A 21,682-nucleotide genomic window follows, 5' to 3' on the forward strand; every position below is an offset into this window, starting at 1 on the left:
GCTGGGGGGATGCGACAGATCGAGATCCGCGCCTTCGGCGGCCCTGAGGAGCTCGTCCTCACCGACGCCCCCACTCCCGAACCCGCCGACGGCGAGCTGCTGGTCCAGGTGCTCTACGCGGGCACCAACCCGGTGGACCACAAGATGCGCGACGGGTCGAACCGTCTGGCGAAGCAGCTGCAGCTGCCGGCGGTGCTGGGCCGGGAGTTCGTCGGCGAACGCGCCGACGGCGGCGGCCTGGTGGTCGGGGTCCGCACCCCCGACGACCTGCGCGGCACCTATGCGGAGCAGATCGTCATCCCCGCCAGCGCGGTCGCGCCGGTGCCGGCCTCCCTGGCGGACCGGCGCGACCAGCTGCCCCATCTGGGCGGGTTGGGCCTCGCGGGCCTGACCGCGCTCGGTGCGCTGGACCAGGCCCGGGTGCAGCCCGGCGACACGGTCCTGGTGCACGGCGGCACCGGTGGCGTCGGCCAGCTGCTCGTGCCGCTGGCGCGGCGCGCCGGCGCCGGCCGGGTTCTCGCCACCTCCCGCGCGGAGAACGCCGACCGGGTGCGGGAGCTGGGGGCGGAACCGGTGCCGCATGACCGCGGCGACTGGGCCACGGCGGTGCGGGAGGCCACCGACGGCCGCGGTGTGGACGTGGTGCTCGACACCCACTACCACTCGACGTTCGTGCCGAGCCTGGCTCTGCTCGCGTCGGCCGGCCGGATGGTGGTGCTGCCGTCGCTGGCGGATCTCACTCCGGCGCGGGAGCGCGGTGTGGACGCGCAGATCGCGGAGATGGTCTTCGGGCGCGACCGGTTGGAGCTTCTGCTCGAGCTGCTGGCTGACGACACCCTTCCGCTGGAGGTGTCGGCGGTGTTGCCGCTCGCCCAGGCCGCGGAGGCCCACCGCCGTCTGGAGACCGGCCACACCCGCGGCAAGATCGTGCTGGATACCCGTGCCTGAGTCCGACACGCTGCTGACGCAGCTGGAGCGGGTGCTGCAGCCGGCCGGATGGGAGCTGCTGCAGTCGCTGCCGCCGTACGACGAATCGCAGGCCCTGGCGCTCGGGGCGCGACTGCGGGAGCAGGGGCATGATCCCGACACCGTCGCGGCGGTGCTCACGCAGGCGCGGTTGCGGACGCGGGCGCGGGAGAAGTTCGGCGAGTTCGCCGACACGATGCTGCTGACCCCGCAGGGGCTAGAGCAGGCGACCAGGTTGCCGGTCGCGGCGCTGCACGCCCGCCGGTTCCGCGATGCCGGGGTGGAGCACCTGGCCGATCTGGGGTGCGGCATCGGTGGGGATGCGATGGCGGCGAGCGCCCTGGGTCTGCAGGTGACGGCGGTGGACCGTGACCCCGCGACGGTCGCGGTGGCCACCGTGAACCTGCGGCCGTTCCCGGACTCCCGGGCGGAGCTCGGCACCGCCGAGGACTTCGACCTGTCCCGGGTGGACGGGGTGTGGATGGACCCGGCGCGACGCACCCCCGCCGGGGGCCGCACCCGCCGCCTGCACGACCCGGAGGAGTACGAACCCCCACTGTCGACGGTCGCGCAGATCGCCACCCGGTTGCCGGTGGGCGCCAAGCTCGGGCCGGGGATCCACCGGGAGGCCCTGCCGGAGGGCACGGAGACGCAGTGGCTGTCGTGGCACGGACAGGTGCTGGAGGCGGTGTGCTGGTTCGGTCCGCTGGCCCGCCCGGGGGTGCCGCGCAGTGCCCTGGTGGTGGACCGTGACGGCGCGCATCGGCTGGATGCGTCCGGCCCCGAGGGCGTGCCGGCCGACCCGGACCCGGGGCCGCTCGAGGCGCATGTCTACGACCCCGACGGGGCGGTGATCCGGGCGGGCCTGCTGGGGCGCCTGGCCGCCGACCTGGGGGCCCACACCCTGGATCCGAGCATTGCCTACCTGACGGCGCCGACCGCGGCGACCACGCCCTTCGCCCGCGGGTATGCGGTGCGGGAGGTGATGCCGTTCTCTCTGAAGCGCCTCACGGCCTACCTGCGGGTGCACCGGCTGGGGATCCTGGAGATCAAGAAGCGCGGCACCGCGGTCGAACCGGAGGAGCTGCGCCGCCGACTGCGACCCCGCCGGTTCGGGGACGAGTCGGCGACGCTGATCCTCACCCGCATCGCCGGCGAGCAGAGCGTCGTGGTGGCCACACCCCACGCCAGCACACCCCGCGCCTGAGACGCCCCGCTCAGAAGGGTGGCGGCTCGATCGTGGCGTGCGCGGGTGTCGTGGTGTGCGCAGGTGTCGTGGCGTGTTCGGCCGCGCGGGTACGTCGCTGCGCCAGACGTTCCGCGTAGGCCTGGGCCTCGCGCAGGCTGCGCCATCGGCCCGCGGTCAGCAGGTCCGTGGTCTCCTCGACGGTGGTCTCCACGGGTCCGATCCGCCAGATGGTGGTGGGCGGTGCACCGGTCGGTCCCGGGGAGGGACCGCGGATCGGGTCGATCCGCCGAGCGGTCTTCAGCTGGTGGTGGGTCTCGCACAGCAGATGCAGGTTCTCCAACCGCGTCGGGCCGCCGGCGGCGGGATCGCGATGATCGAACTCCTCGATGTGATCAGCCTGGGCGCCCGTCAGGGTGGGTCGGGTGCAGCCGGGGGTCGCACACACGGGGTGTCGCAGTCGCAGATGCTCCAGCAGCCCCCGGCCCACGGTGTACCGGGTGGCGTCGGCGTCGAGGAACCGGCCGGTGGCCGGGTCGGTGAGGATCCGGTACAGCTCGGTGCTGCCGGTGGCGAGCTCCCGCGCGAGATCGGGCGGGATCGGATGCTGCCCCTCGACCAACCCGGGCGCGTCCTCCCCCAGCAGGGTCAGCATGGGGACGGTGACGTTCACCCGGAACCGGGGCGGCACATGCACCGGATCGTGCTGCAGCAGCGACTGCGTGAGCACCAGGTATCGCAGTGTCGCCAGTGACAGCGGGCGGCCGGTACGGCGCGCGGTGCCGTCGGGATCGAAGGGGATCTCCACCGCGGCGGCGCCGTGCTCGTCCCCCTGGGCGGTCAGCTCGGCGATGCTGCGCAGGGCCGACCGCTGCTCGGTGCGGATCCGCCGGGCGACGGTGTCGAGGCGGTTGGCCAGGTCGATGCCCTCGGGGATCGGCGCGGTGATGACGAGGTCGACGGTCCCGGCGACCGGATCCGGTTCGCTGAGGAGAACACGCCGGCGGGCATCGGGATCGGGGGTCGGCTCGGGGTGACGCACCAGCAGGAGGATCTCCCGCAGCCGCCGTTGGAAGGCGTCGGCCGACAGGCGCGGCAGGTCGAGCGCGGCGACCTTCTCGTCGACCCGATCCCACAGCACCGGGTCCTCGAGGTCGCCGCTGCGCGAGAGCATCCGTTCGAACCACTCCATCGGGAAGATGCCCTGGTCCAACAGCTCGAAACTGCGCGGGAAGAAGGTCACCGCGCGGTGCGCACGCTCGATGGTGGTCGCGGTGCGGGAGGTGGTCTGGCGCAGCGGCAGGCTCGCCTCGAGGCGACGCTCCTCTCGGCCGAGGGGGTCGTCGGGGTCGGGGAGATCGTCGATGTCGTGCAGTTCCGCGATCCGCCGCAGGTACCGGGCGTGCAGGCGGGTGCGCTCCTGTTCGATCTCGTGCAGCGCCAGGTAGGTCTCGGCGCGGCGGGCGTCCTCGACGGCGCCGGTGCGCTCGGCGATGGTCTCCGGGGAGATCGGCGCGGGCCGCAGGTACCGTTGGGCGGCGCGACGTGCCTCGGCCCGTTCCTCCGCGAGCTCGCAGAAGGCCGCCGCCATCGGGTCGTCGAGGTCGGGGCGGCGACCCGGTGCGCACACGTCGTGCAGGTGCACCGGCCGGTCCAGTTCGGCGGTGGGCTGCGGCCAGTCGCGCTCGTAGCGGAATCCCCCTCGCGGCGGTCGCGCGATCGGGTCGTGCCGGTGTCGGGCCGCCCACTCGCGGCGCTGGCGGATCTCGTCGGCCCGGTCCAGCAGTTCCCGACGGGTGATCGCCGGGGCAGCCGCGTCTGTTCCCTCCGACTCTCCGGTCCGTCCGCCCATGGCGATCACCTCCGTCCCTCCCATAGCCCTGGTGCGCCCGCCCGCGGCCCGGCCGCTCCGGGTGACACCGCAGGTCACGCGCCCTCTCGTGCGAACACCCCCAGTCTGGACCACACCCCCGACAGACGAACCTCCGCTTGCGGGAAGGGTGGTCGCGTACTAGCCTCGGGGGCATGTGGCAGTACTTCGACCTGCTGAACGCGCACAAGAAGCAGATGGTCCCGCGGGAGGAGGCGCTGCCCGGTCGGGACGCCCCGGCGTACCCGCTGCTGCGGGAGCATCGCGTGCTGGGGACCGACATGCTGGCCCCCACCGGGCCCGGACAGCAGGAGATCGTGCTGGCCGGCGGGTGCTTCTGGGGCATCGAACGCGTCATGTGGCAGGTGCCGCAGGTGGTGACGACCAGTGCCGGGTACGCGGGCGGCTGGACCCCGAACCCCACCTATGAGGAGGTCTTCTCGGCCCGCACCGGACACGCCGAGGCCGTCCGCGTGGTCTACGAGGGCGGTGACGACACCCTGCGCGCGATCCTCACCCAGTTCTGGGAGCAGCACGATCCCACCACCGCCATGCGGCAGGGCAATGACGTCGGCACCCAGTACCGCAGCGCCGTCTACTGGACCGAGCCCGGGCAGGGCGAGGTGGTGCGCGACTCCGCCGCCCGCTACCAGGAGGCCCTCGACGCCGCCGGGCGAGGCCGTATCACGACGGAGCTGGCGCCGTTGGCAGAGGCCGGGGAGGGGCACTACTACCCGGCGGAGCCCGAGCACCAGCAGTACCTCGCCGTGCATCCCGGCGGGTACTGCAACCACGGGTTCAACGGGGTGGCGTGCCGGCTCGGGTGAACCGGCCGCTAACCTCGAGGACGTGACCCCCGCCGCGCCCGACTCCCCCGCCGCGACCCCCCGCACCCCCGACATCCTGGTTCCCACCGGGATCGCGCTGGTCGCGACCGTGCTGTACGGGACGCTGTCGACCCTGCAGTGGCGGTCACTCGAGGCGCCCAGTTGGGACCTGGGGATCTTCACCGAACTGGTGAAGGCCTACGGCACCCTGAGTGCACCGATCGTGCCGATCAAGGGCGACGGCGTGAACCTCCTGGGCGATCACTTCCACCCGGCGCTGGTGGTGCTCGCCCCGCTGTGGTGGGTGTGGCCGTCGGGCCTGGCACTGATGTGGGCCCAGGCCGCTCTGTTCGGGGTCTCCGCGGTGCCGCTGACCCGAGCCGCCCGGGCCCTGCTCGGTCCCGCCTGGGGCACCGTGACCGGGGTGACCTACGCGTTCTCCTTCGGGCTGCAGGCCGCGCAGGACGTCCAGTTCCACGAGATCGCGCTCGCGGTGCCACTGCTGGCGGCCTCCCTTGCGGCGCTGCTGCGCGGCCGGGTGGGCGCGAGCATCCTGTGGGCCGCGCCCTTGGTGTTCGTGAAGGAGGACCTGGGCCTCACCGTGCTGATGCTGGGGGCGGTGATCGCCTGGCGTCATACGCGGTATCGGCGGGAGGGCGTGGGCCTCGCCCTGTGGGGGGTCGGTTGGTTCGTGCTGTCGACGGCGGTGATCCTTCCTCTGATGAACACCGCCGGCCGGTACGACTACACCGACCGACTGGGATCCCCGTGGCTGGTGCTGGTGCCGGCGGAGAAGTGGGGCACCGTCCTGCTGCTGGTGATCGCCGCCGGCGTGGTGGGGGTGCGCAGCCCGCTGGTCCTGCTGATGCTGCCGACCCTCGCCTGGCGCTTCACCGGCACCGTTCCCTTCTACTGGGGCTGGGAATGGCACTACAGCGCGGTGCTGATGCCGATCGCGACGGCAGCGCTGGTCGATGCCCTCGCCCACACCCCGCTGCGGTCCCACGGGTGGTTACGCGGACCGTCGGTGCTGTCGGCCGGGGCCGCCACCGCGGTACTGGGAGCGTCCCTCCCGCTGGTGGCCCTGACCAACCCGCACACCTGGGAGCCCTCACCACGACTGGGCGCCGCCCGCACCGCGATGGCCGCGGCCCCGGAGGGGTCGGTGGTGGCGACCGATCTGCCACTGCTGGCACCGATGGTGCCCGGTCATGACGTGCAGTGGATCCACGGTGTAAACCGGCGCGTTCCCGACTGCGCGGTGATCGACGAGCTCACCTACCCGTGGGAACCCGGCGACATCGGCGACCCCGCCACCTGGGCCGAGCACCGCTGGGGAGTGCCGTTCCGGACGGTCGTCTCCGTCGACGGGTTCCACACGGTCTGCCGTTGAGCGCGGGCCGGCCCGGGGCCGACGCCTCAGCGCACGGTCACACGCCGACTCGACCGCGAGGTGGGACTGCGGCGCTGCTCCAGACGGTGCAGGCGAGCCCGCTGGAGGCGCAGGGCCCACGGGGACAGTCGCTCCGCGGCGAGCGCCAGTCGCACACCCGCCGACAGCACCTGGGACAGCGGTGCCTCCGGCAGTTGCGCCAGGTCCTCGGCCCGATCGGCGAGCTCCCGCACCGCCCCGACGGCCGCCCAACGGATCGCCACCTGGGCGATGCGACTGTGCGAGTCGAGCATGGAGTGACCGGCCCCCGGGACCTCGACCAGCGCCGCCCGGGGCAGGAGGCGGGCCAGGTCACGGGCGATCTGCGGCGGGGTGAGGAGGTCCTGGGCGCCGGTGAGCACCAGGGTGGGGGCCAGCACCTGTGCGGACAGCGTCGCGGCCTCCCACGGCAGCCCCTCGAACCTCACGCCCTCCTCATGGGCACGACAGGCGTCATGCCCGGCGTTGACCAGCGGGTCCAGCGGTCCACCGTCGGCGTGCCGCCCCATGCCCAGCTGCCCGACCGCGATCGGCGCCAGCAGATCCCGCTCGTTCAGGTACGGGGCGGCGTCGAACCAGCGGCGGGCGAGGACGTCCCGCACCCCCTGGTAGGCGACCAGGCCGCGACCCCCGGCCAGCAGGTTCACCAGGTCCCGGACGGCGTCTGGGCCGCCGACCTCGTGGACCGCCATGATCACGGGCCCGGCCTCCGAGGCGGCGATGGAACCGTCCTCGTCGAGCGTCCGCAGCAGGGGGGCGAGGCCCTGATCGCCCTCCCAGTACTGCTGCCGCACGGCCCGTTGGGAGACGGCCTCGTCGTCGGGCCCGGACATCGGGGAGTCCAGCACCAGGGCCCGCACCCGCTGCGGGTGGCGTGCGGCGAAGGCCTGCGCCAGCAGCGCGCCGTAACCCACTCCGTACAGGGCCACCTGCGGTACCCGGGCGTGGTCGAGCACGGCCGTGATGTCGCCCAGCACATGGTCCAGGCGCAGTGCCCGGGCGGGGAGGTCGTCACCGCGGGCGTCGAGACGGGACAGGCCGACGCCGCGGTGTTCCATCATCAGCACGTCGACGCCGTGGGCAGCGAGCTGGCGGCGCACCACGTCGTACGGCAGCACCGAGGCGATGCCGGGGCCGTCGGGCAGCACCAGCACGGGGACGGCACCGGATGGGCGGTGGTGGCGGGACATCATGCGGGCGTACCGCAGGGGGAACAGGTCCCTCTCTCCGTCGACGACCTCGCGCAGCACCGTCATCACATCACCGCGGGAGGTCAGCAGCTCGTCCTGCCCGGCCCGGTCGAGCAGGGTGCTCACCGGGTGTCTCCGCCGAGCGTCGCCCACAGGAAGGAGTACATCAGGGCGTGCATGCGGGACGCCTGCTCAGTGGTGGCGGCGCCGCCGTGGCCGCCCTCGATGTTCTCCCACGAGCGCACATCCGCCCCGAGGGAGCGCAGCGCCGCGGTGAACTTGCGGGCGTGGCCGGGGTGCACACGGTCGTCACGGGTGGAGGTCAGCACCAGCGTCGGCGGGTAGGTGACACCCTCCCGCAGCCGGTGGTACGGGCTGAAGGTCTGCAGGAACTCCCAGTCGTCGGTGTCGGGGTCGCCGTACTCCGCCATCCAGGAGGCACCGGCCAGCAGGTGGCTGTAGCGCTTCATGTCCAACAGCGGCACCTGGATCACCACCGCGCCGAACAGTTCCGGGGAGCGGGTGAGCATGTTGCCGGTGAGCAGGCCGCCGTTGGAGCCGCCGCGCACGGCCAGGTGGGCGGTGTCGGTGACGCCCCGCTCCACCAGGTCCCGGGCCACCGCCTCGAAGTCCTCGTAGGCGCGCGGGCGGTTCTCCTTCAGGGCGGCCTGGTGCCAGCGGGGGCCGTACTCGCCACCGCCGCGGATGTTCGCCAGCACGTAGGTGCCGCCACGTTCCACCCAGGCCTTGCCGATCGGCCCCAGGTAGCTGGGGGTCAGGGAGATCTCGAAGCCGCCATAGCCGTACAGCAGTGTCGGCCGCGGGGCGGCGTCGTCTCCCGAGCCGTCGGCGGCGCCGACCTCGAAGTACGGCACCCGGGTGCCGTCGGCGCTGGTGGCAAAATGCTGGGTGACCTCCACACCGGTGGCGTCGAAGCGGGCGGGAGCGGCCTTCACCAGCTGCGGCTCCTCCGGATCCTCGCCGTCGAGCACCGGGGCGAGGTCGGCCAGCAGCAGGCGGGTGGGCTCGACGAAGTCGGTGACGGTGAGCCACAGCCGGTCGTCGTGATCGGAGTCGACGGCGGCGACCTCGAGGGTGCCGCGCAGCTCCGGGAACAGGTCACGGGACTGCCACTGTCCGTCAGCGGTGCGGTGGTGCACCTCGAGGCGGTGGACGACATCCTCGAGGATCGACAGCACCACGGTGCCGCGGGTGAGGGCCATGCCGGCCAGGGAGGAGCGCTCGGTGGGGGCGAACAGCAGGTGCAGACGCGGCTCGCCCGCCAGCAGTGCATCGAGGTCGCCGACGACGACGGACCCGGCGGGGAAGGTCTCCTCCCCCACGGTCCAGTCGCTGCGGGGGGTGAGGATCGCCAGGTCGCGGTGGGCCCCGGCCTCCATGTCACGCGGCACCGGTAGCGCGGTGGTGGTGGGCGGTTCGGTGCTGCGGTCCAGCAGGTGCAGGGTGGTGTCGTAGAAGGCGTGGGCCTGGATCACCCAGTCGCGCTCGTACCCGGGGGTGGAGTCGTGGGAGGCCCAGATGCCCATGTCATCACGGGCTCCCTCGAACACGATCTGGGCCTCGGCAAGGTCCTGGCCGCGGCGCCACAGACGCGCCTGCCGGGGGTACCCGGAGGTGGTGGTGGAGCCCTCCCCCACCTCGGTGCACACCAGGACGGTGTCGGCGTCGACCCAGCTGACGGAGCCCTTCGCCTCGGGGCGCACGAAGCCCTCACCCGCCTCGGCCGGGGGTGCCACGAAGCGACGGCTCTCGAGGTCGAACTCGCGGGTGACGTCGGCGTCGGAACCGCCGCGGGAGAGGGTCACCAGAGCACGCCGGTAGGGTTCACCCTCGGCGGGGCGCAGCAGCCGGGCACCGTGCCACACCCAGCTCTCCTGTTCCTCCCGCCCGAGGGCGTCGACGTCGAGCAGCACCTCCCAGTCGGGCTGATCGCGGCGGTAGTCCTCCAGAGTGGTGCGCCGCCACAGGCCGCGCTCGTGCCCAGCGTCAGTCCACAGGTTGTAGACGTGCTCACCGCGCAGGGTGACACCGGGGATGCGATCGGGCGCGTCGAGGATCTCCCGGATCTCCTGCTGGAGGGTGGCGGTCAGCGGGAGGGCGTCGAGCTCCTGTTCGGTCTCGGCGTTGCGCTCCCGCACCCAGGCGAGGGCCTCGTCACCGGTGACGTCCTCGAGGAACAACCATGGATCGTCGCTGCCGTCGGGGGCGGGCAGGCGGGGCTCGGTCGTCATTGGGTCTCCTTCAGATGGGCGAGGAAGGCGGTGAGCACCTGCGCCCACCGGGCCTTCCAGGCGTCGCGGGCGTCGGCGTCCTCGAGGCGGTCATGGGTGATGGCGAGGACGCTGCGGCCCTGGTCCTTGGCGCTGATATTCACCGACAGGGTGCTGCCGTCGGCGACGTTCGCCCGCCAGTAGCGCCAGCGTGGGGTGTCGCTGGTGCGCACATCGGACAGTCCCAGCTCCTGGAGCTGCGGGGTGAGGAAGGCGTCCCAGGTGTCGCGGGCGGTGTCGGGGTCCAGCGGCAGAGTGCGGGAGGCGGAGGCGTTGAAGGCGCCGTCGCAGGTCTGGCCGACGACCCGGCGGCCGATCCACTGCTCGTACGCGACGGTGAGCGACTGTGCCCACCAGTCACTGTCGAGCCGGCCGCCCGCACGCAGGGTTCGCACGATCTCCGCGTGGTCCATGGCCCGGGCACCCGCCTCGTCGAGCATCTGCGCCCACTCCCGGAACGGGGTGCCGGTGGCGCTCTCGATCGCGGCGGCGCGGGGCGGCAACGGCGATGTGTCGGGCATGTCACCACCCTATCCGCGCAGGGATGGGACACTGGCGGGATGCGCCGTCGCACCCTCCTGCCCCTGCTCACCCTCGGCGGGCTCGCGGCCTGTTCGCGGCCCGACACCACCCCCGCGTCCGGCCCGTCGACGGGGTCCGCGACGAGCCCGTCGGCCTCGCCATCCCCCGATCCGGTCGCCGACCTTCCCCTGGAGGCCGCCGCCGCGCAGCTGGTGTGGTGCGCGATCCCCGCAGGGCAGGAGCCGCTGCGGACCGACCTGCCGCTCGGAGGATGGTTCCTGTTGGGGGTGTGGGAGTCCGCCACCGAGGTCGACCGGGTGGTCGAGCAGGCTGGGCAGCGCGGGGACCGGGCGGGCCTGCGGCTGCCCCCGCCGGTGATCGCGGTGGACCAGGAGGGCGGGCGGATCCGCATGCTGCGCGGGGACGCGGCCCGGGAGACCCCCTCGGCGGAGGAGCTCGGAGAGCAGGGACCCGACGCGGTGCGTGAGGCCTACGTGAGCATCGGAGAGGACCTCGCCGCCCGCGGTATCGGTCTGGCGCTGGCACCCGTCGCCGACGTGGTGGACCCGGAACTGGGGGACGACAACGCCCCTGTCGGGGAGCTCGACCGCGGGTTCGGCACCGACCCGCAGGAGGCGGCGGCGTGCGTCGCCGCCGCTGTGGAGGGTCTGGCACAGCACCGGGTGGGCGCCACGTTGAAGCATTTCCCGGGTCTGGGGCGGGTGCGATCCAACACCGACCACGCCGCCGACGGCATCGAGGACGACCGCACCCACGCGGAGGACGAGGTGCTGGAGGCGTTCCGCAGCGGGATCGACGCCGGGGCCCGCGCGGTGATGGTCTCCTCCGCGATCTACTCGAAGATCGACCCGGAGACCCCGGCCATGTTCTCCCGCATCGTGATCGAGGACGTGCTGCGCGGCCGCCTCGGCTGGGACGGCCTGGTGGTCACCGACGACATCGGCGCGGCCCAGGCGGTGCAGGACGTGCCCGTCGCGGAGCGCGCCACCCGGCTGCTCGATGCCGGGGGCGATGCGGTGCTCACCGCCGACCCGGGGATCGCCGAGGAGCTCGTCGCCGCGGTGGTGGAGTACGCCCGGTCGGGCGCCGAACAGGAGCAGCGGGTGCGCCGCAGCGCCTCCCGGGTGCTCCGGGTCGCGCTCGCCGGTGCGTGAGAGAATCGCGGGCGCAGCAGGCTCCACAGCCGGGGAGGTGTGAGGGTGAGCCAGGGACCCACGGGCGGGCTGCCTGATCTGAGCGCCGCCGGGCGCAGCGGAGGGGATGCGCCCGAACGGGACGACGACGCACCCCAGCGGCCGCCGCGCCGCTCCCTCGCGATCGTGCTGGGTGTGGCGGGCACCGCCGTCGTCCTGCTGGCGATCCTTGCGCTGGTGCTGTCGCAGACCGTGTTTCGCGGGGTGCTGAGGGACGACCCGCTGCCGACCGCGGGCCCGTCCGCGCCCGGCCCGGCGAACCCGTCGCGCAGCAGCGGCGGGGAGTACATCCCGAATCCGAACGACCCCGACATCGCCCCGCCGCCTCCGATCTTCACCCAGGCGCCGACCGCGGAATGCACGGTGCCGGGCGGTCCCCCCGGGCCGGGCCGCCGCGGCGACACGCTGACGGGTGGTGGCCTGAGCTACACGATCCCCCGCGGATGGGACACCGAGTGGGGCTTCAGCGACGCCTCCTACCTCACGGGCGTCTCCGCCCAGGCACGGCACGTCGAGGGCTCCTGGTACTCGGTGGTCGCGCTGGGTCGCGTGGAGTTCCCCCAGGAGGAGGGCGGTTTCCCGGGGATGGAACCGGCCGCCGTGGCGATCTTCCAGTGCTACGCCACCAGCGCGGGCGTGCTCGACATGTTCGGGGAGAACCCCACCATCACCGACTACCGCAGCGAGCCGACGACGGTCGACGGCCGCGATGCGTGGATCGTGCAGGCCACGTACCACTTCGAGGAGCGGCAGCTGTCGACCACCTCCGCCTCCACCGTCACCGCCATGGTGGTCGACACCCCGGGCGGACCCAGCGGGCTGGCCTCCGATGTGGCGGCCGATGTGCCGCAGCACGCGACGGACCTCGAGGCGATCCTGGGGAGCCTCCGCGTCACCGGGTGAGGGCGGACCGCACGCCTCCGCCGGTCACACCACCCACGAGGCGAGGCGACAGATGTCGTCGAGCCGCTGCACGGCCCAGGGGCGGTTGCGCCACTCCTCCAGGCTGAGCTCCCGGCTGCGGGAGCGGTACAGCTCCTCGACCTCCCTCACCAGGCCGAGGACATCGGTGCCGCCGACCATCAGGGAGCATTCCATGTCCAGCAGGAACGAGCGGATGTCCATGTTGGAGGACCCGATGACGGCCACGGAGTCATCGATGCTGAGGTGCTTGGCGTGGAGGATGTGCGGGGGGCGGTACAGGTGGATCCGCACCCCCGCCTCCAGCAGCTCCTCGTAGTAGGAGCGCTGGGCGTGGAATACGAGGAACTGGTCCCCGATCTCACAGACGAACAGCTCCACCTCGACGCCCCGTTTCGCGGCCACCACGAAGGCCTGCAACATCGACTCGTCGGGCACGAAATAGGGGCTGACAGCCACGACACGCCGCTGCGCGCTGTAGAGCAGCTGGTTGAACAGCAGCAGGTTGTTCTCCTGCACGAAGCCGGGGCCGCTGGGCACCAGCTGGCATTCGACCTCCCCGGAGACGTCCGGGTCGGGATGCACCAGGTCCGACTCCGGCAGCATGTCCCCGGACTCGTAGAACCAGTCCGCGGCGAACAGCAGGTTCAGCTCCGAGACGATGGGGCCGCGCAGACGCGCCATGGTCTCCTGCCAGCGCAGACCGCGCCGGATGTTCGCCCGCTTGTCGTAGTGGGGGGCGATCATGTTCTGGCTGCCCATCCAGCCGACCTCCGCGTCGACCACCACCATCTTGCGGTGGTTGCGCAGATCGGGCCGCTGGAACGCGCCGTCGCGGAAGGGCTTGACCGGCATCATCGCGTAGTGCTCGATGCCGTGGGCGCGCAGGGCGTGTTTCATCCGCCGGTACGGACGCCACGGGGTGATCGATCCGAGGTGGTCGTACAGCACCCGGACCGTGACTCCACGGTCGGCGGCCTCCCCCAGGGCTGCCAGGAAGTCCTCGGTCGTGTCGTCGAGACCCATCGTGTAGAAGAGCACATGGACCTGACGCTTCGCGGCGCGCACGTCGGCGGTCATGCGGGCGATGGACTCGTCGTACTCGGTGACCAGCTCCACCTGGTTGTGACCGGTGAGCGGTAGGGCTCCGAGCTTCTCGTTGAGCCGCACCGCGGAGGTGAGCCAGCTGGCGGTGCTGGGATCGGGGCGGGCGGCGGGCACCTCCCGGGCGCGCTGCTCGAGGAGCCGGTTGACGGTGCGCTGCTTGGCCCGGCGCTTGCGCGGTAGCTCCGCCTTGCCGAGCAGCAGGTAGAGCGGGAATCCGACCAGTGGGAGCACCATGATCGCGAGCAGCCAGGCCATGGCGGAGCCCGGTCGACGGTTGCGGGGCACCACCACGATCGCGGTGAGGCGCAGCAACACGTCGATGATCCCGTAGATCCAGGTGGCCGTGACGCCCCAGTTGTCGGGGAGCCATGCGAAGGGTGCCGTCAGCAGATCCACATCTCTCCTCGTGCTCTCCCCGCGGCGGCGGGCTCGCCACGGCGGTCACCGGATAGTACGACGGCGGGGCCCCGAAGGGCCCCGCCGTCGTGGGCGGTCGGCGGAGGATCCGCCGTGCGGTGGTCGCGCGGGGGCGGTCAGTCGTTGCCGCGCAGGATGGACAGGATGCGGAGAATCTCCAGGTACATCCAGACGAGGGTGGCGGTCAGCGCGAAGGCGCAGCGCCAGGCCATCTTCCGCGGCACGCCGTTGCGGATGCCGCGCTCGACGTCCTCGAAGTCCATGACCAGCGAGTAGGAGGCCATCAGCACGGCCAGGGCACCGACGGCGAGGCCGACCATGCCACCACGCAGGCTGACGTCGGCGAAGAGCATGAAACCGATGTTGACCAGGCCGAAGAGCAGGTAGGCGAGCATCGCCACCATGAAGATCTTCGTGAGCACCGGGGAGGTGCGCAGGATGCCCATGCGGTACAGCACCAGCACCGTCCCGGCCACCGCGAGGGTGCCGACCACGGCCTGCACGCCGATCATCGGGTAGATGGCGTCGAGCGGGGCGGTGAGGCCGCCCAGCAGCAGACCCTCGAAGAAGCCGTAGGCGATGACCAGCGGCGCGGACGGCATGCGCATGAAGGCGTTGACCAGACCGGTGATCAGGCCGCCGATGAGGCCGATGCCCAGGGCACCCATGGCCACCAGCTGGGCCACGGCCGCTCCGTTCGGGCCGCCGAACACCGGCAGCAGCATGAACAGGCCCACCACGCTCGCACCGGTGACCAGGGTCAGGCCGAGGGTGACCGTGAGCGCGTTGAGCACGTCCGGCATCGTCATGCGCCCGGTGTCGTGGCCCGTGGCGGCGGGCCGGGCGTACATCGCCTCGAGGTCGGCGGGGTTCGGCGCCTGCTGCCCGTACTGCGGGGCGGGCGCACCGTACTGGCCCCCGAACTGCTGCTGGCCGTAGTGCTGCTGGCCGAACTGCGGCTGCTGACCGAACTGGGGCGCGGGTGCGCCATAGACGTACGACGGGGCCTCCTGGGTGAAGGCTCGGTCGCCGGAAAGGAAGGAATTGTGACGGGCCATGGCGCTCCTCACGAACGGGACGGAATGGCGGTGCCCGGCGGGCACGTCCATCCTAGTAACGCCGGGAGTCCGCCGGATCTTCCCGTGATGTGCATGACGTACCGATCGGCCCGGGGCTCCCGGGCCGGGCGCTCACACCGAGCCGATCATCTCGCGGAAACGCCGCAGTCGCGGGTCGTCGGACGCGAAGAACGAGTCGGGGCCGCCGGCGCTGATCACCCGTCCCCCTTCCAGGAACACCACCTGGTCGGCGACGCGCCGTGCGAAGGGCAGGGAGTGGGTGACGACCACCAGGGTGCGTCCCTCCGCGGCCAGATCCGCGAGGACCTCGACCACCTCCGCCGCGAGCTCGGGGTCGAGGGCACTGGTGGGTTCGTCGAACAGCAGGAAGTCGGGGTCCATGGCGAGGGCGCGGGCGATCGCGACGCGTTGTTGCTGACCACCGGAGAGCCGGTCCGGGTAGGCATCGGCCTTGTCGGCCAGACCGACCTTCGCCAGCAGCGCGCGGCCCTGCTCCTCGGCCTCACGCGCTGCGAGGCCCCGGACCCGGCGCGGCGCCAGCGTCACGTTCCCCAGCGCCGTGAGATGGCTGAACAGGTTGAACTGCTGGAACACCATGGTGGAGCGGGAGCGGACCGTCCGCACCTGCCGCTCGGTGAGCTCAGGGCCGAGACGGACCGGCCCGTCACCGACGTCGAGCACGCCCGCCTGCGGGCGCTCCAGCAGGTTGATGGAGCGCAGCAGGGTCGACTTCCCCGAACCGGAGGGGCCCAGCAGCACCGTGGTGCGGCCGGCCGGGACCTCGAGGGAGACGTCATCGAGCGCGACCAGGTCACCGAAGACCATCCGCACTCCCTCCAGGCGCAGCGAGGGCCCCGCCGGACGCTCAGGCCGTGCGGACATGGGTGGACACCTTCCTCTCCAGCAGGGACTGCAGCAGGCTCAGCAGCGACACGATCACGAGGTAGATCGCGGCCACCTCGACATACATCACCATCGGTTCGAAGTTCGCGGCGGCGATCTGTCGCCCCACCTGGAACACGTCCACGATGGTGATGGCGAAGACCAGACTGGTGCCCTTGACCAGGTCGATGAAGTCGTTCGCCAGCGGCGGCAGGGCGATCCGCAGGGCCTGCGGGGCCACCACGTGCGCGAAGGTGTCCCGCGAGGACAGGTTCAGGGTGCGGGCGGCCTCGAACTGACCGCGCGGGATCGACAGGATCGAGGCGCGCACGGCCTCCGAGGCGTAGGCACCGGTGTTCAGCGCGAGGGTCACGATGGCCGCCGCCCAGGCGCTCAGCACGATGCCCAGGTTCGGCAGCCCGTAGAACACGATGAACAGCTGCACCACCAGCGGGGTGCCGCGGAACACCCACACGTACAGCCAGCCGAGTGCGGCCAGCGGCCGCGGCCCGTACAGGCGCACGAGGGCCACGAGCACGGCGATCACCAGGGCGATGGCGAAGCTGACCAGGGACAGCGGGACGGTGACCCGCAGGGCCGCCTCCAGCAGTCGGGGCAGGGAGGCGACCCAGATCTCGAGGGCGCGATCCATGGAGATCAGGCCGTCGGGGAGAGGTCGACCCCGGTCCACTCCGTGTAGATCCGGGTGAGGGTGCCGTCCTCCTGCAGGGAGGTGAGGATCTCGTCCAGACGCTGCTGCAGCGGTTCCTGGCCGCGCGGGAGGATGATCCCGACCTCGGTGTCCCCGGGCAGTTCCTCCTCCAGCAGCCGGAAGGGCGCGTCAGGGTGCTCCTCCTGGTAGGTCTGGAAGGAGACGATGTCGTTGGCGGTGGCGTCCGCGCGGCCGGCGGTCAGGAGCTCCATCGCCTCGGCGAAGCCCTGCACCGGCAGGATCTGCGCCCCCAGGTCGGTCATCTGGGCGGCCCAGTTGCTGGTGGCGGACTGGGCGGCGCGACGGCCCTCGAGGTCGGCGAGGGTGCGGATGTCGGAGTCCTGCGGGACGGCGACCCGGCCGACGGATCGGGCGTACGGCTGGGTGAAGAGGTACTTCTCCTGCCGCTCCGGGGTGATGCCGACGTTGTTGATGACGAGGTCGTACTTGTCGACATCCAGGCCCGCGATGAGGGAGTCCCATTCGGTCTCGATGTACTCGGGGGTCGCCCCCAGCTGCTGCGCGATGGCGTCAGCGATCTCCTTCTCGAAGCCGACCAGGGCGCCGCTGTCGTCGTGGAACGCGTAGGGCCGGTAGGTGCCCTCCAGGCCGATGCGGACGCGCTTCGTGCTGGTGATGCGCTGCAGCAGGTCCTCCGCGGCGGGGCTGCCGCCACCGTCACTGGCGGCCCCCGAGGCGGGGGCGACCTGCCCGTCGGCGCCGCGCTGCTGGGCGGGGCCGCAGGCGGCGAGGACGAGAGCGAGGGCGGAGGTGCCGCCGAGGGCGAGGGCGCTGCGGCGGGTGGCGCGGGGATCGAGGGGTCGGGTCATGGGGGTGCTCCTTCGGGAGGGCGGCGGACGGGGGTGCGGGGGTCAGCGTGCGGCGGCGAGGGCCTGGTCGAGGTCGGCGATGAGGTCGTCGACGCGCTCGATGCCGACGCTGAGGCGCAGCAGGTCATCGGTGATACCAGCGCGGTCGCGGGCCTCGGGGGTCATCGCCTCATGGGTCATGGTGGCCGGGTGGCAGATGAGGGATTCGACGCCCCCGAGGCTCACCGCGTAGGCGGGCAGGTTCAGCGCGCGCAGGAAGCGCACGCGGTCCAGGCCGGGTGCGAGGCGGAAGGACAGCACCGCCCCCGGGCCGGCGGCCTGCTCGGCATGCACGCGGGCCTCCTCCTCGGAGGCACTGCCGGGGGTGAGCACCGCGGCGATCCCCTCGTGGGAGCGCAGGTGGGCAGCGATCGCCACAGCGTTGTCCTGCTGGCGGCCCAGGCGCAGCGGCAGGGTCTTGATGCTCTGGATCAGGCGGAAGCTGTCCTGCGGGGCGAGCACCCCGCCGCCGGCTTTCTGGGCCAGGGCCAGGGTCTCGGCGAGGGCCGGATCGTCGGTGGTGACCACTCCGGCGAGCAGGTCGGAGTGGCCGCCGAGGTACTTGGTGGCGGACTGCACGACGATGTCGGCACCCAGTTCCAGGGGCCGCTGCAGCACGGGGGTCATGAAGGTGTTGTCGACGACCAGCAACGCCCCGTGACGATGGGCGAGCTCGGCCACCCGCCGCAGATCGGTGATGCGCAACGTAGGGTTGGCGGGGGTCTCGACGAACACCATGCGGGTGCGCTCGGGCAGGTCGTCATCGGTGAGGGCGCTGAGGTCGTCGACGTAGCGGGCGGTGATGCCGCGCGCGGGGAGGAGACGCTCGACGAAGCGGTAGGTGCCGCCGTACACGCTGGTGGGCAGCACCACCACGTCCCCGGAGCGGAGGGTCTCGAACACGGCGGCGGTGGCGGCCATGCCGGTGGCGAAGGCGAAACCGTGCGAGGCGCCGTCGAGTGCGGCGAGGACCGTCTCGAGGGCCGCACGGGTGGGATTGCCGCCGCGCTGGTAGGCGTAGGGGCCCTCACCGGTGGCGGGGTCCAGCGCGAAGGTGGAGGCGAGGTGCACCGGGGGCACGACGGCGCCGTGCTCGTGATGCCGCAGGGTCTGCACCGCGAGGGTGTCGATATGCATGGGGCTCCTCCCGGGGATCGGCGGAGCCACTACTCTAAGCCCTCCTCATGGTGGCCATAAGTGATGATGACGTCACATGACGCGCGGCCCGAACACCGCGGATCCCGGCCGCACCACCGTCGCGCCCTCCTCGATCGCCATCTCCAGATCCCCGCTCATCCCCATCGACAGCTCGGTGAGACCGGGCCGGGCGACCTCGTCGCGCAGTCGGCGCAGCAGCGCGAGGGAGGCGCGCACCGCCTCCGGGTCCTCAGTGTGAGCGCCGATGGTCATCAGACCCACCGGGTGGAGGCGCCCCGTCGCCGCCATCGCCTCGGCGGCGCGCGCCACCGCCTCGGCGGTCGGGGCGTATCCCCCCTTGGAGTCCTCTCCCGAGGTGTTCACCTGCACCATCACGCGCAGCTCCCGATCGGCCAGCTCCGCGCGCCGGGCCAGGGCCTCCACCAGGTCATCGCGATCGACGCTCTCGACCACATCGGCGAAGGCCACGGCGTCCTTGGCCTTGTTGGTCTGCAGGCGGCCGATGAAGTGGCGCTCCACCGGGTCCGGGCCCTGCCGGAACGTTAGGAGCAGCGGGTCATCATGCTTGGCGGTCTCCTGGGCGCGGTTCTCCCCCACCGCGACCCGCCGACCGGCCTCCCGCAGCGCCGTGAGTGCGGCCGCGATCTCCTCCGGGGAGCGGGTCTTGGTGGCCAGCAGGATCAGCACGTCCTCCGGGCGTCGGCCCGCCCTCTCACAGGCCCGATCCACGCGCTCCAACAGGGCGTCCACACGGTCGACGATGTCCATGCACCCAGCGTAGTCAGCACGCGTGAGGCGGCGCCCCCACCGGGACTCGAACCCGGACCGGAACCGCTTTTAAGGCGGCCGCCTCTGCCGATTGGGCCATGGGGGCAGGCGGGCCGCGGGGCCCGCGCCGGAAGCCTAGCGGGCGGTCGGGTCGCATCCCGTGACGGTGTTGTTAGTCTGGCGGACGGGGATCACAGCGACGGTTGCGCCTGTCGCCCATCCCTTTCCCCTGCGAGACCACCTCTCACGACTGGAGAATCGATGACCTACTCGACCCCCGCTCCCGGCGCCCCGACCCCCGGCACCCCGACCCCCGGTGCCCCGTCGACCGCCCCCGGTGCCGTCGGCATCGATCGGGACAAGCTGCGCAACCAGGGCATTCTGTGGACCATCCTGGGTGCTCTCCTCGGCGGTTTGCTCAGCATCCCGGCGCTGATCCTGGGCATCCTCGGCATCGCCAAGGTCGACACCGACCCCGCCGGGGCCCAGAAGCTGATCAAGTGGACGAAGCTGGTGACCATCATCGGCCTCGTCCTGTCGCTGCTGTTCGTCGTCGGCTACATCATCTTGATGGTCGTCCTCGTGGGCAGCGCGGGCACCACCTACTGAGCCGCACCCCCGTCGGGCCCGCACCCGACCTGCGCAACGCGCCCCGGTCATCAGCTGGTGACCGGGGCGCGTTCTCGTGGGTCCCCGTGCGGAGCGGGGATCAGCCCTGATGGTGGGATTCGCCCTCGGTGCTGCGACGCTGCGACTGCTCACCGGCGGCGCGGTCGACCGCACCGTGGGTGACACTGCCCTCGGGCTGGTCCTGACGGGTCTCGCTGCGATCGGCCGACCACTCGACGTGGTAGGTGCCCTCGGTGTCGACACGCTGGTACGTGTGGGCGCCGAAGTAGTCACGCTGGGCCTGCACCAGAGCCGCGGGCAGGCGCTCGGAGCGGACGGCGTCGTAGTACGACAGCGTGGCCGCGAACACCGGGGCCGGGAAGCCGTGAGCGGCGGCGAAGGCCACGACGCGGCGCCACGCCGGCACACACCGGGTGATCTCCTGCGTGAAGTACTCATCGGCCAGCAGCAGCGGCAGCTTCGGGTCGCGGCGGTATGCCTCGGTGATGCGGTCGAGGAACTTCGCCCGGATGATGCACCCGGCGCGCCAGATCCGCGCCATGGCGCCGAGGTCGATGTCCCAGTCGAACTGGGCGGCGCCGGCCGCGATCTCGTCGAACCCCTGGGAGTAGGAGACGAGCTTCGCCGCGTAGAGGGCCTGCTGCAGGTCGGCAATGAACTGCTCACGATCGGGCACGTCCTGTGCCTCGACCTGCGCCGGCAGTACAGCGCGGGCGGCCTCCCGCTGCGGCACCGACCCCGAGACGGACCGGGCGAAGGTGGCCTCGGCGATGCCGGTGACCGGGACCCCCAGGTCCAGGGCCGTCTGCACGGCCCAGGCGCCGGTGCCCTTCTGGGCGGCGCGGTCCAGGATCACGTCGACGAACGGCTTGCCGGTGCGCTGGTCCTCATGCCGCAGCACGGTCGCGGTGATCTCGATCAGGAAGGACTCGAGATCACCCTTGTTCCAGGTGTCGAAGACGTCCCCGATCTCGGCGGCGGACATCCCCAGCGCGCGACTCATCAGGTCGTAGGCCTCGGAGATGACCTGCATGTCGGCGTACTCGATGCCGTTGTGCACCATCTTCACGAAGTGTCCGGCGCCGTCCTCACCCACGTGGGTGCAGCAGGGCTCGCCGTCGTACTGGGCCGCGATCTTCTCGAACATCGGGCCGAGGCGGTCGTAGGACTCCTTGGGGCCACCCGGCATGATCGAGGGGCCGTTCAGAGCACCCTCCTCACCACCGGAGACGCCGGCGCCGACGAAATGCAGGCCGCGCTCGCGCAGGGCGGCCTCCCGACGACGGGTGTCGGTGTACAGCGCGTTGCCGCAGTCGACGATGATGTCGCCCTCGTCCATCAGGTCGGCGAGCTCGTCGATGACGGCGTCGGTGGGGGCGCCGGCCTTCACCATGACGATCGCCACGCGCGGGGACTTCAGGGAGGCGACGAAATCGGCCATGGACTCCGAGGGGCGGAAATCGCCCTCGGAGCCGTGCTCGTCCATGACGGCCTCGGTGCGGCCGACGGACCGGTTGTGGATCGCGACGGTGAACCCGTTGCGGGCGAGGTTGCGGGCGAGGTTCGAACCCATGACCGCCATTCCGGTCACGCCGATGTCGGCGACGGCGGCGGGCGAGGGGGCGAAGGTTGCCATGCGGA

At 72.0% G+C, this 21,682-nt stretch carries 19 protein-coding genes and 1 tRNA gene; 7 read left to right on the forward strand and 13 right to left on the reverse strand.

Translation table 11 applies throughout. The features are described from left to right. Positions 1-9: 9 nt before the first annotated feature. Together JSY14_RS05005 and JSY14_RS05010 are read left to right on the forward strand one after the other, a co-directional pair. A complete protein-coding gene (locus tag JSY14_RS05005) occupies positions 10-948 on the forward strand; it encodes a quinone oxidoreductase family protein (RefSeq protein ID WP_259557667.1) in 939 nt (312 codons plus the stop codon). Beyond that, positions 935-2,173, forward strand: coding sequence for a class I SAM-dependent methyltransferase (locus JSY14_RS05010; RefSeq protein WP_432803649.1), 1,239 nt, complete (start codon positions 935-937; stop codon positions 2,171-2,173). Before JSY14_RS05005 ends, JSY14_RS05010 begins: the two co-directional genes overlap by 14 nt. A 10-nt stretch (positions 2,174-2,183) precedes the next feature. On the opposite strand, the gene JSY14_RS05015 is transcribed toward JSY14_RS05010, so the two are convergent. Then, positions 2,184-4,004 (reverse strand): HNH endonuclease signature motif containing protein, encoded by a 1,821-nt coding sequence (locus JSY14_RS05015; protein ID WP_259557669.1) that lies wholly within the window; start codon positions 4,002-4,004, stop codon positions 2,184-2,186. A gap of 173 nt (positions 4,005-4,177) precedes the next feature. On the opposite strand from JSY14_RS05015, the gene msrA reads away from it, so the two are divergent. Both msrA and JSY14_RS05025 read left to right on the forward strand, forming a co-directional pair. Further along, the gene (msrA, locus tag JSY14_RS05020) at positions 4,178-4,849 is read left to right on the forward strand and encodes a peptide-methionine (S)-S-oxide reductase MsrA (protein ID WP_259557670.1); all 672 of its coding nucleotides are present in this window, start codon (positions 4,178-4,180) and stop codon (positions 4,847-4,849) included. A 22-nt stretch (positions 4,850-4,871) separates the two neighbouring features. Further along, positions 4,872-6,242, forward strand: a complete 1,371-nt coding sequence (locus JSY14_RS05025; RefSeq protein ID WP_259557671.1) for a DUF2079 domain-containing protein — start codon at positions 4,872-4,874, stop codon at positions 6,240-6,242. Positions 6,243-6,268: 26 nt separating this feature from the next. On the opposite strand, the gene JSY14_RS05030 is transcribed toward JSY14_RS05025, so the two are convergent. The 3 genes from JSY14_RS05030 to JSY14_RS05040 are packed head-to-tail and all read right to left on the reverse strand — an operon-like array spanning position 6,269 to position 10,283. After that, positions 6,269-7,597, reverse strand: coding sequence for an alpha/beta fold hydrolase (locus JSY14_RS05030; RefSeq protein WP_259557672.1), 1,329 nt, complete (start codon positions 7,595-7,597; stop codon positions 6,269-6,271). After that, the gene (locus JSY14_RS05035; RefSeq protein ID WP_259557673.1) at positions 7,594-9,723 is read right to left on the reverse strand and encodes a prolyl oligopeptidase family serine peptidase; all 2,130 of its coding nucleotides are present in this window, start codon (positions 9,721-9,723) and stop codon (positions 7,594-7,596) included. Before JSY14_RS05035 ends, JSY14_RS05030 begins: the two co-directional genes overlap by 4 nt. After that, positions 9,720-10,283: a hypothetical protein gene (locus tag JSY14_RS05040; RefSeq protein ID WP_259557674.1), complete on the reverse strand. Its 564-nt coding sequence runs from the start codon at positions 10,281-10,283 to the stop codon at positions 9,720-9,722. Before JSY14_RS05040 ends, JSY14_RS05035 begins: the two co-directional genes overlap by 4 nt. 39 nt (positions 10,284-10,322) lie before the next feature. Here JSY14_RS05040 and JSY14_RS05045 point away from each other — a divergent pair, with 39 nt between their 5' ends. Both JSY14_RS05045 and JSY14_RS05050 read left to right on the forward strand, forming a co-directional pair. Next, on the forward strand, positions 10,323-11,459 hold the full coding sequence (locus JSY14_RS05045) for a glycoside hydrolase family 3 N-terminal domain-containing protein (RefSeq protein WP_259557675.1): 1,137 nt from the start codon (positions 10,323-10,325) through the stop codon (positions 11,457-11,459). 45 nt (positions 11,460-11,504) lie between these two features. Continuing rightward, positions 11,505-12,401, forward strand: coding sequence for a hypothetical protein (locus JSY14_RS05050; RefSeq protein WP_259557676.1), 897 nt, complete (start codon positions 11,505-11,507; stop codon positions 12,399-12,401). Between the two features lie 24 nt (positions 12,402-12,425). Here JSY14_RS05050 and cls read toward each other — a convergent pair whose 3' ends face one another. The 8 genes from cls to JSY14_RS05090 form a co-directional block, all read right to left on the reverse strand. After that, the gene (gene cls / locus JSY14_RS05055; RefSeq protein ID WP_432803601.1) at positions 12,426-13,922 is read right to left on the reverse strand and encodes a cardiolipin synthase; all 1,497 of its coding nucleotides are present in this window, start codon (positions 13,920-13,922) and stop codon (positions 12,426-12,428) included. A gap of 137 nt (positions 13,923-14,059) precedes the next feature. Next, the gene (locus JSY14_RS05060) at positions 14,060-15,001 is read right to left on the reverse strand and encodes a Bax inhibitor-1/YccA family protein (protein WP_259557677.1); all 942 of its coding nucleotides are present in this window, start codon (positions 14,999-15,001) and stop codon (positions 14,060-14,062) included. A gap of 132 nt (positions 15,002-15,133) precedes the next feature. Further along, positions 15,134-15,904, reverse strand: coding sequence for an amino acid ABC transporter ATP-binding protein (locus JSY14_RS05065; protein ID WP_259557678.1), 771 nt, complete (start codon positions 15,902-15,904; stop codon positions 15,134-15,136). Continuing rightward, positions 15,888-16,556, reverse strand: coding sequence for an amino acid ABC transporter permease (locus tag JSY14_RS05070; protein WP_259557679.1), 669 nt, complete (start codon positions 16,554-16,556; stop codon positions 15,888-15,890). Before JSY14_RS05070 ends, JSY14_RS05065 begins: the two co-directional genes overlap by 17 nt. Before the next feature lie 5 nt (positions 16,557-16,561). Next, positions 16,562-17,446, reverse strand: a complete 885-nt coding sequence (locus JSY14_RS05075) for a transporter substrate-binding domain-containing protein (RefSeq protein ID WP_259557680.1) — start codon at positions 17,444-17,446, stop codon at positions 16,562-16,564. Between the two features lie 42 nt (positions 17,447-17,488). Beyond that, positions 17,489-18,622: a trans-sulfuration enzyme family protein gene (locus JSY14_RS05080; protein WP_259557681.1), complete on the reverse strand. Its 1,134-nt coding sequence runs from the start codon at positions 18,620-18,622 to the stop codon at positions 17,489-17,491. Between the two features lie 72 nt (positions 18,623-18,694). Beyond that, positions 18,695-19,411: a YggS family pyridoxal phosphate-dependent enzyme gene (locus JSY14_RS05085; protein ID WP_259557682.1), complete on the reverse strand. Its 717-nt coding sequence runs from the start codon at positions 19,409-19,411 to the stop codon at positions 18,695-18,697. A gap of 31 nt (positions 19,412-19,442) precedes the next feature. Further along, a tRNA-Leu gene (locus JSY14_RS05090) sits at positions 19,443-19,517 on the reverse strand. Between the two features lie 155 nt (positions 19,518-19,672). On the opposite strand from JSY14_RS05090, the gene JSY14_RS05095 reads away from it, so the two are divergent. Then, the gene (locus JSY14_RS05095; RefSeq protein WP_259557683.1) at positions 19,673-20,020 is read left to right on the forward strand and encodes a hypothetical protein; all 348 of its coding nucleotides are present in this window, start codon (positions 19,673-19,675) and stop codon (positions 20,018-20,020) included. 100 nt (positions 20,021-20,120) lie between these two features. On the opposite strand, the gene gnd is transcribed toward JSY14_RS05095, so the two are convergent. Beyond that, on the reverse strand, positions 20,121-21,677 hold the full coding sequence (gene gnd / locus JSY14_RS05100) for an NADP-dependent phosphogluconate dehydrogenase (RefSeq protein ID WP_259557684.1): 1,557 nt from the start codon (positions 21,675-21,677) through the stop codon (positions 20,121-20,123). Positions 21,678-21,682 lie beyond the last annotated feature (5 nt).

The sequence above is a fragment of the Brachybacterium sillae genome, assembly GCF_025028335.1.
In the GTDB taxonomy this organism is placed as follows: domain Bacteria; phylum Actinomycetota; class Actinomycetes; order Actinomycetales; family Dermabacteraceae; genus Brachybacterium; species Brachybacterium sillae.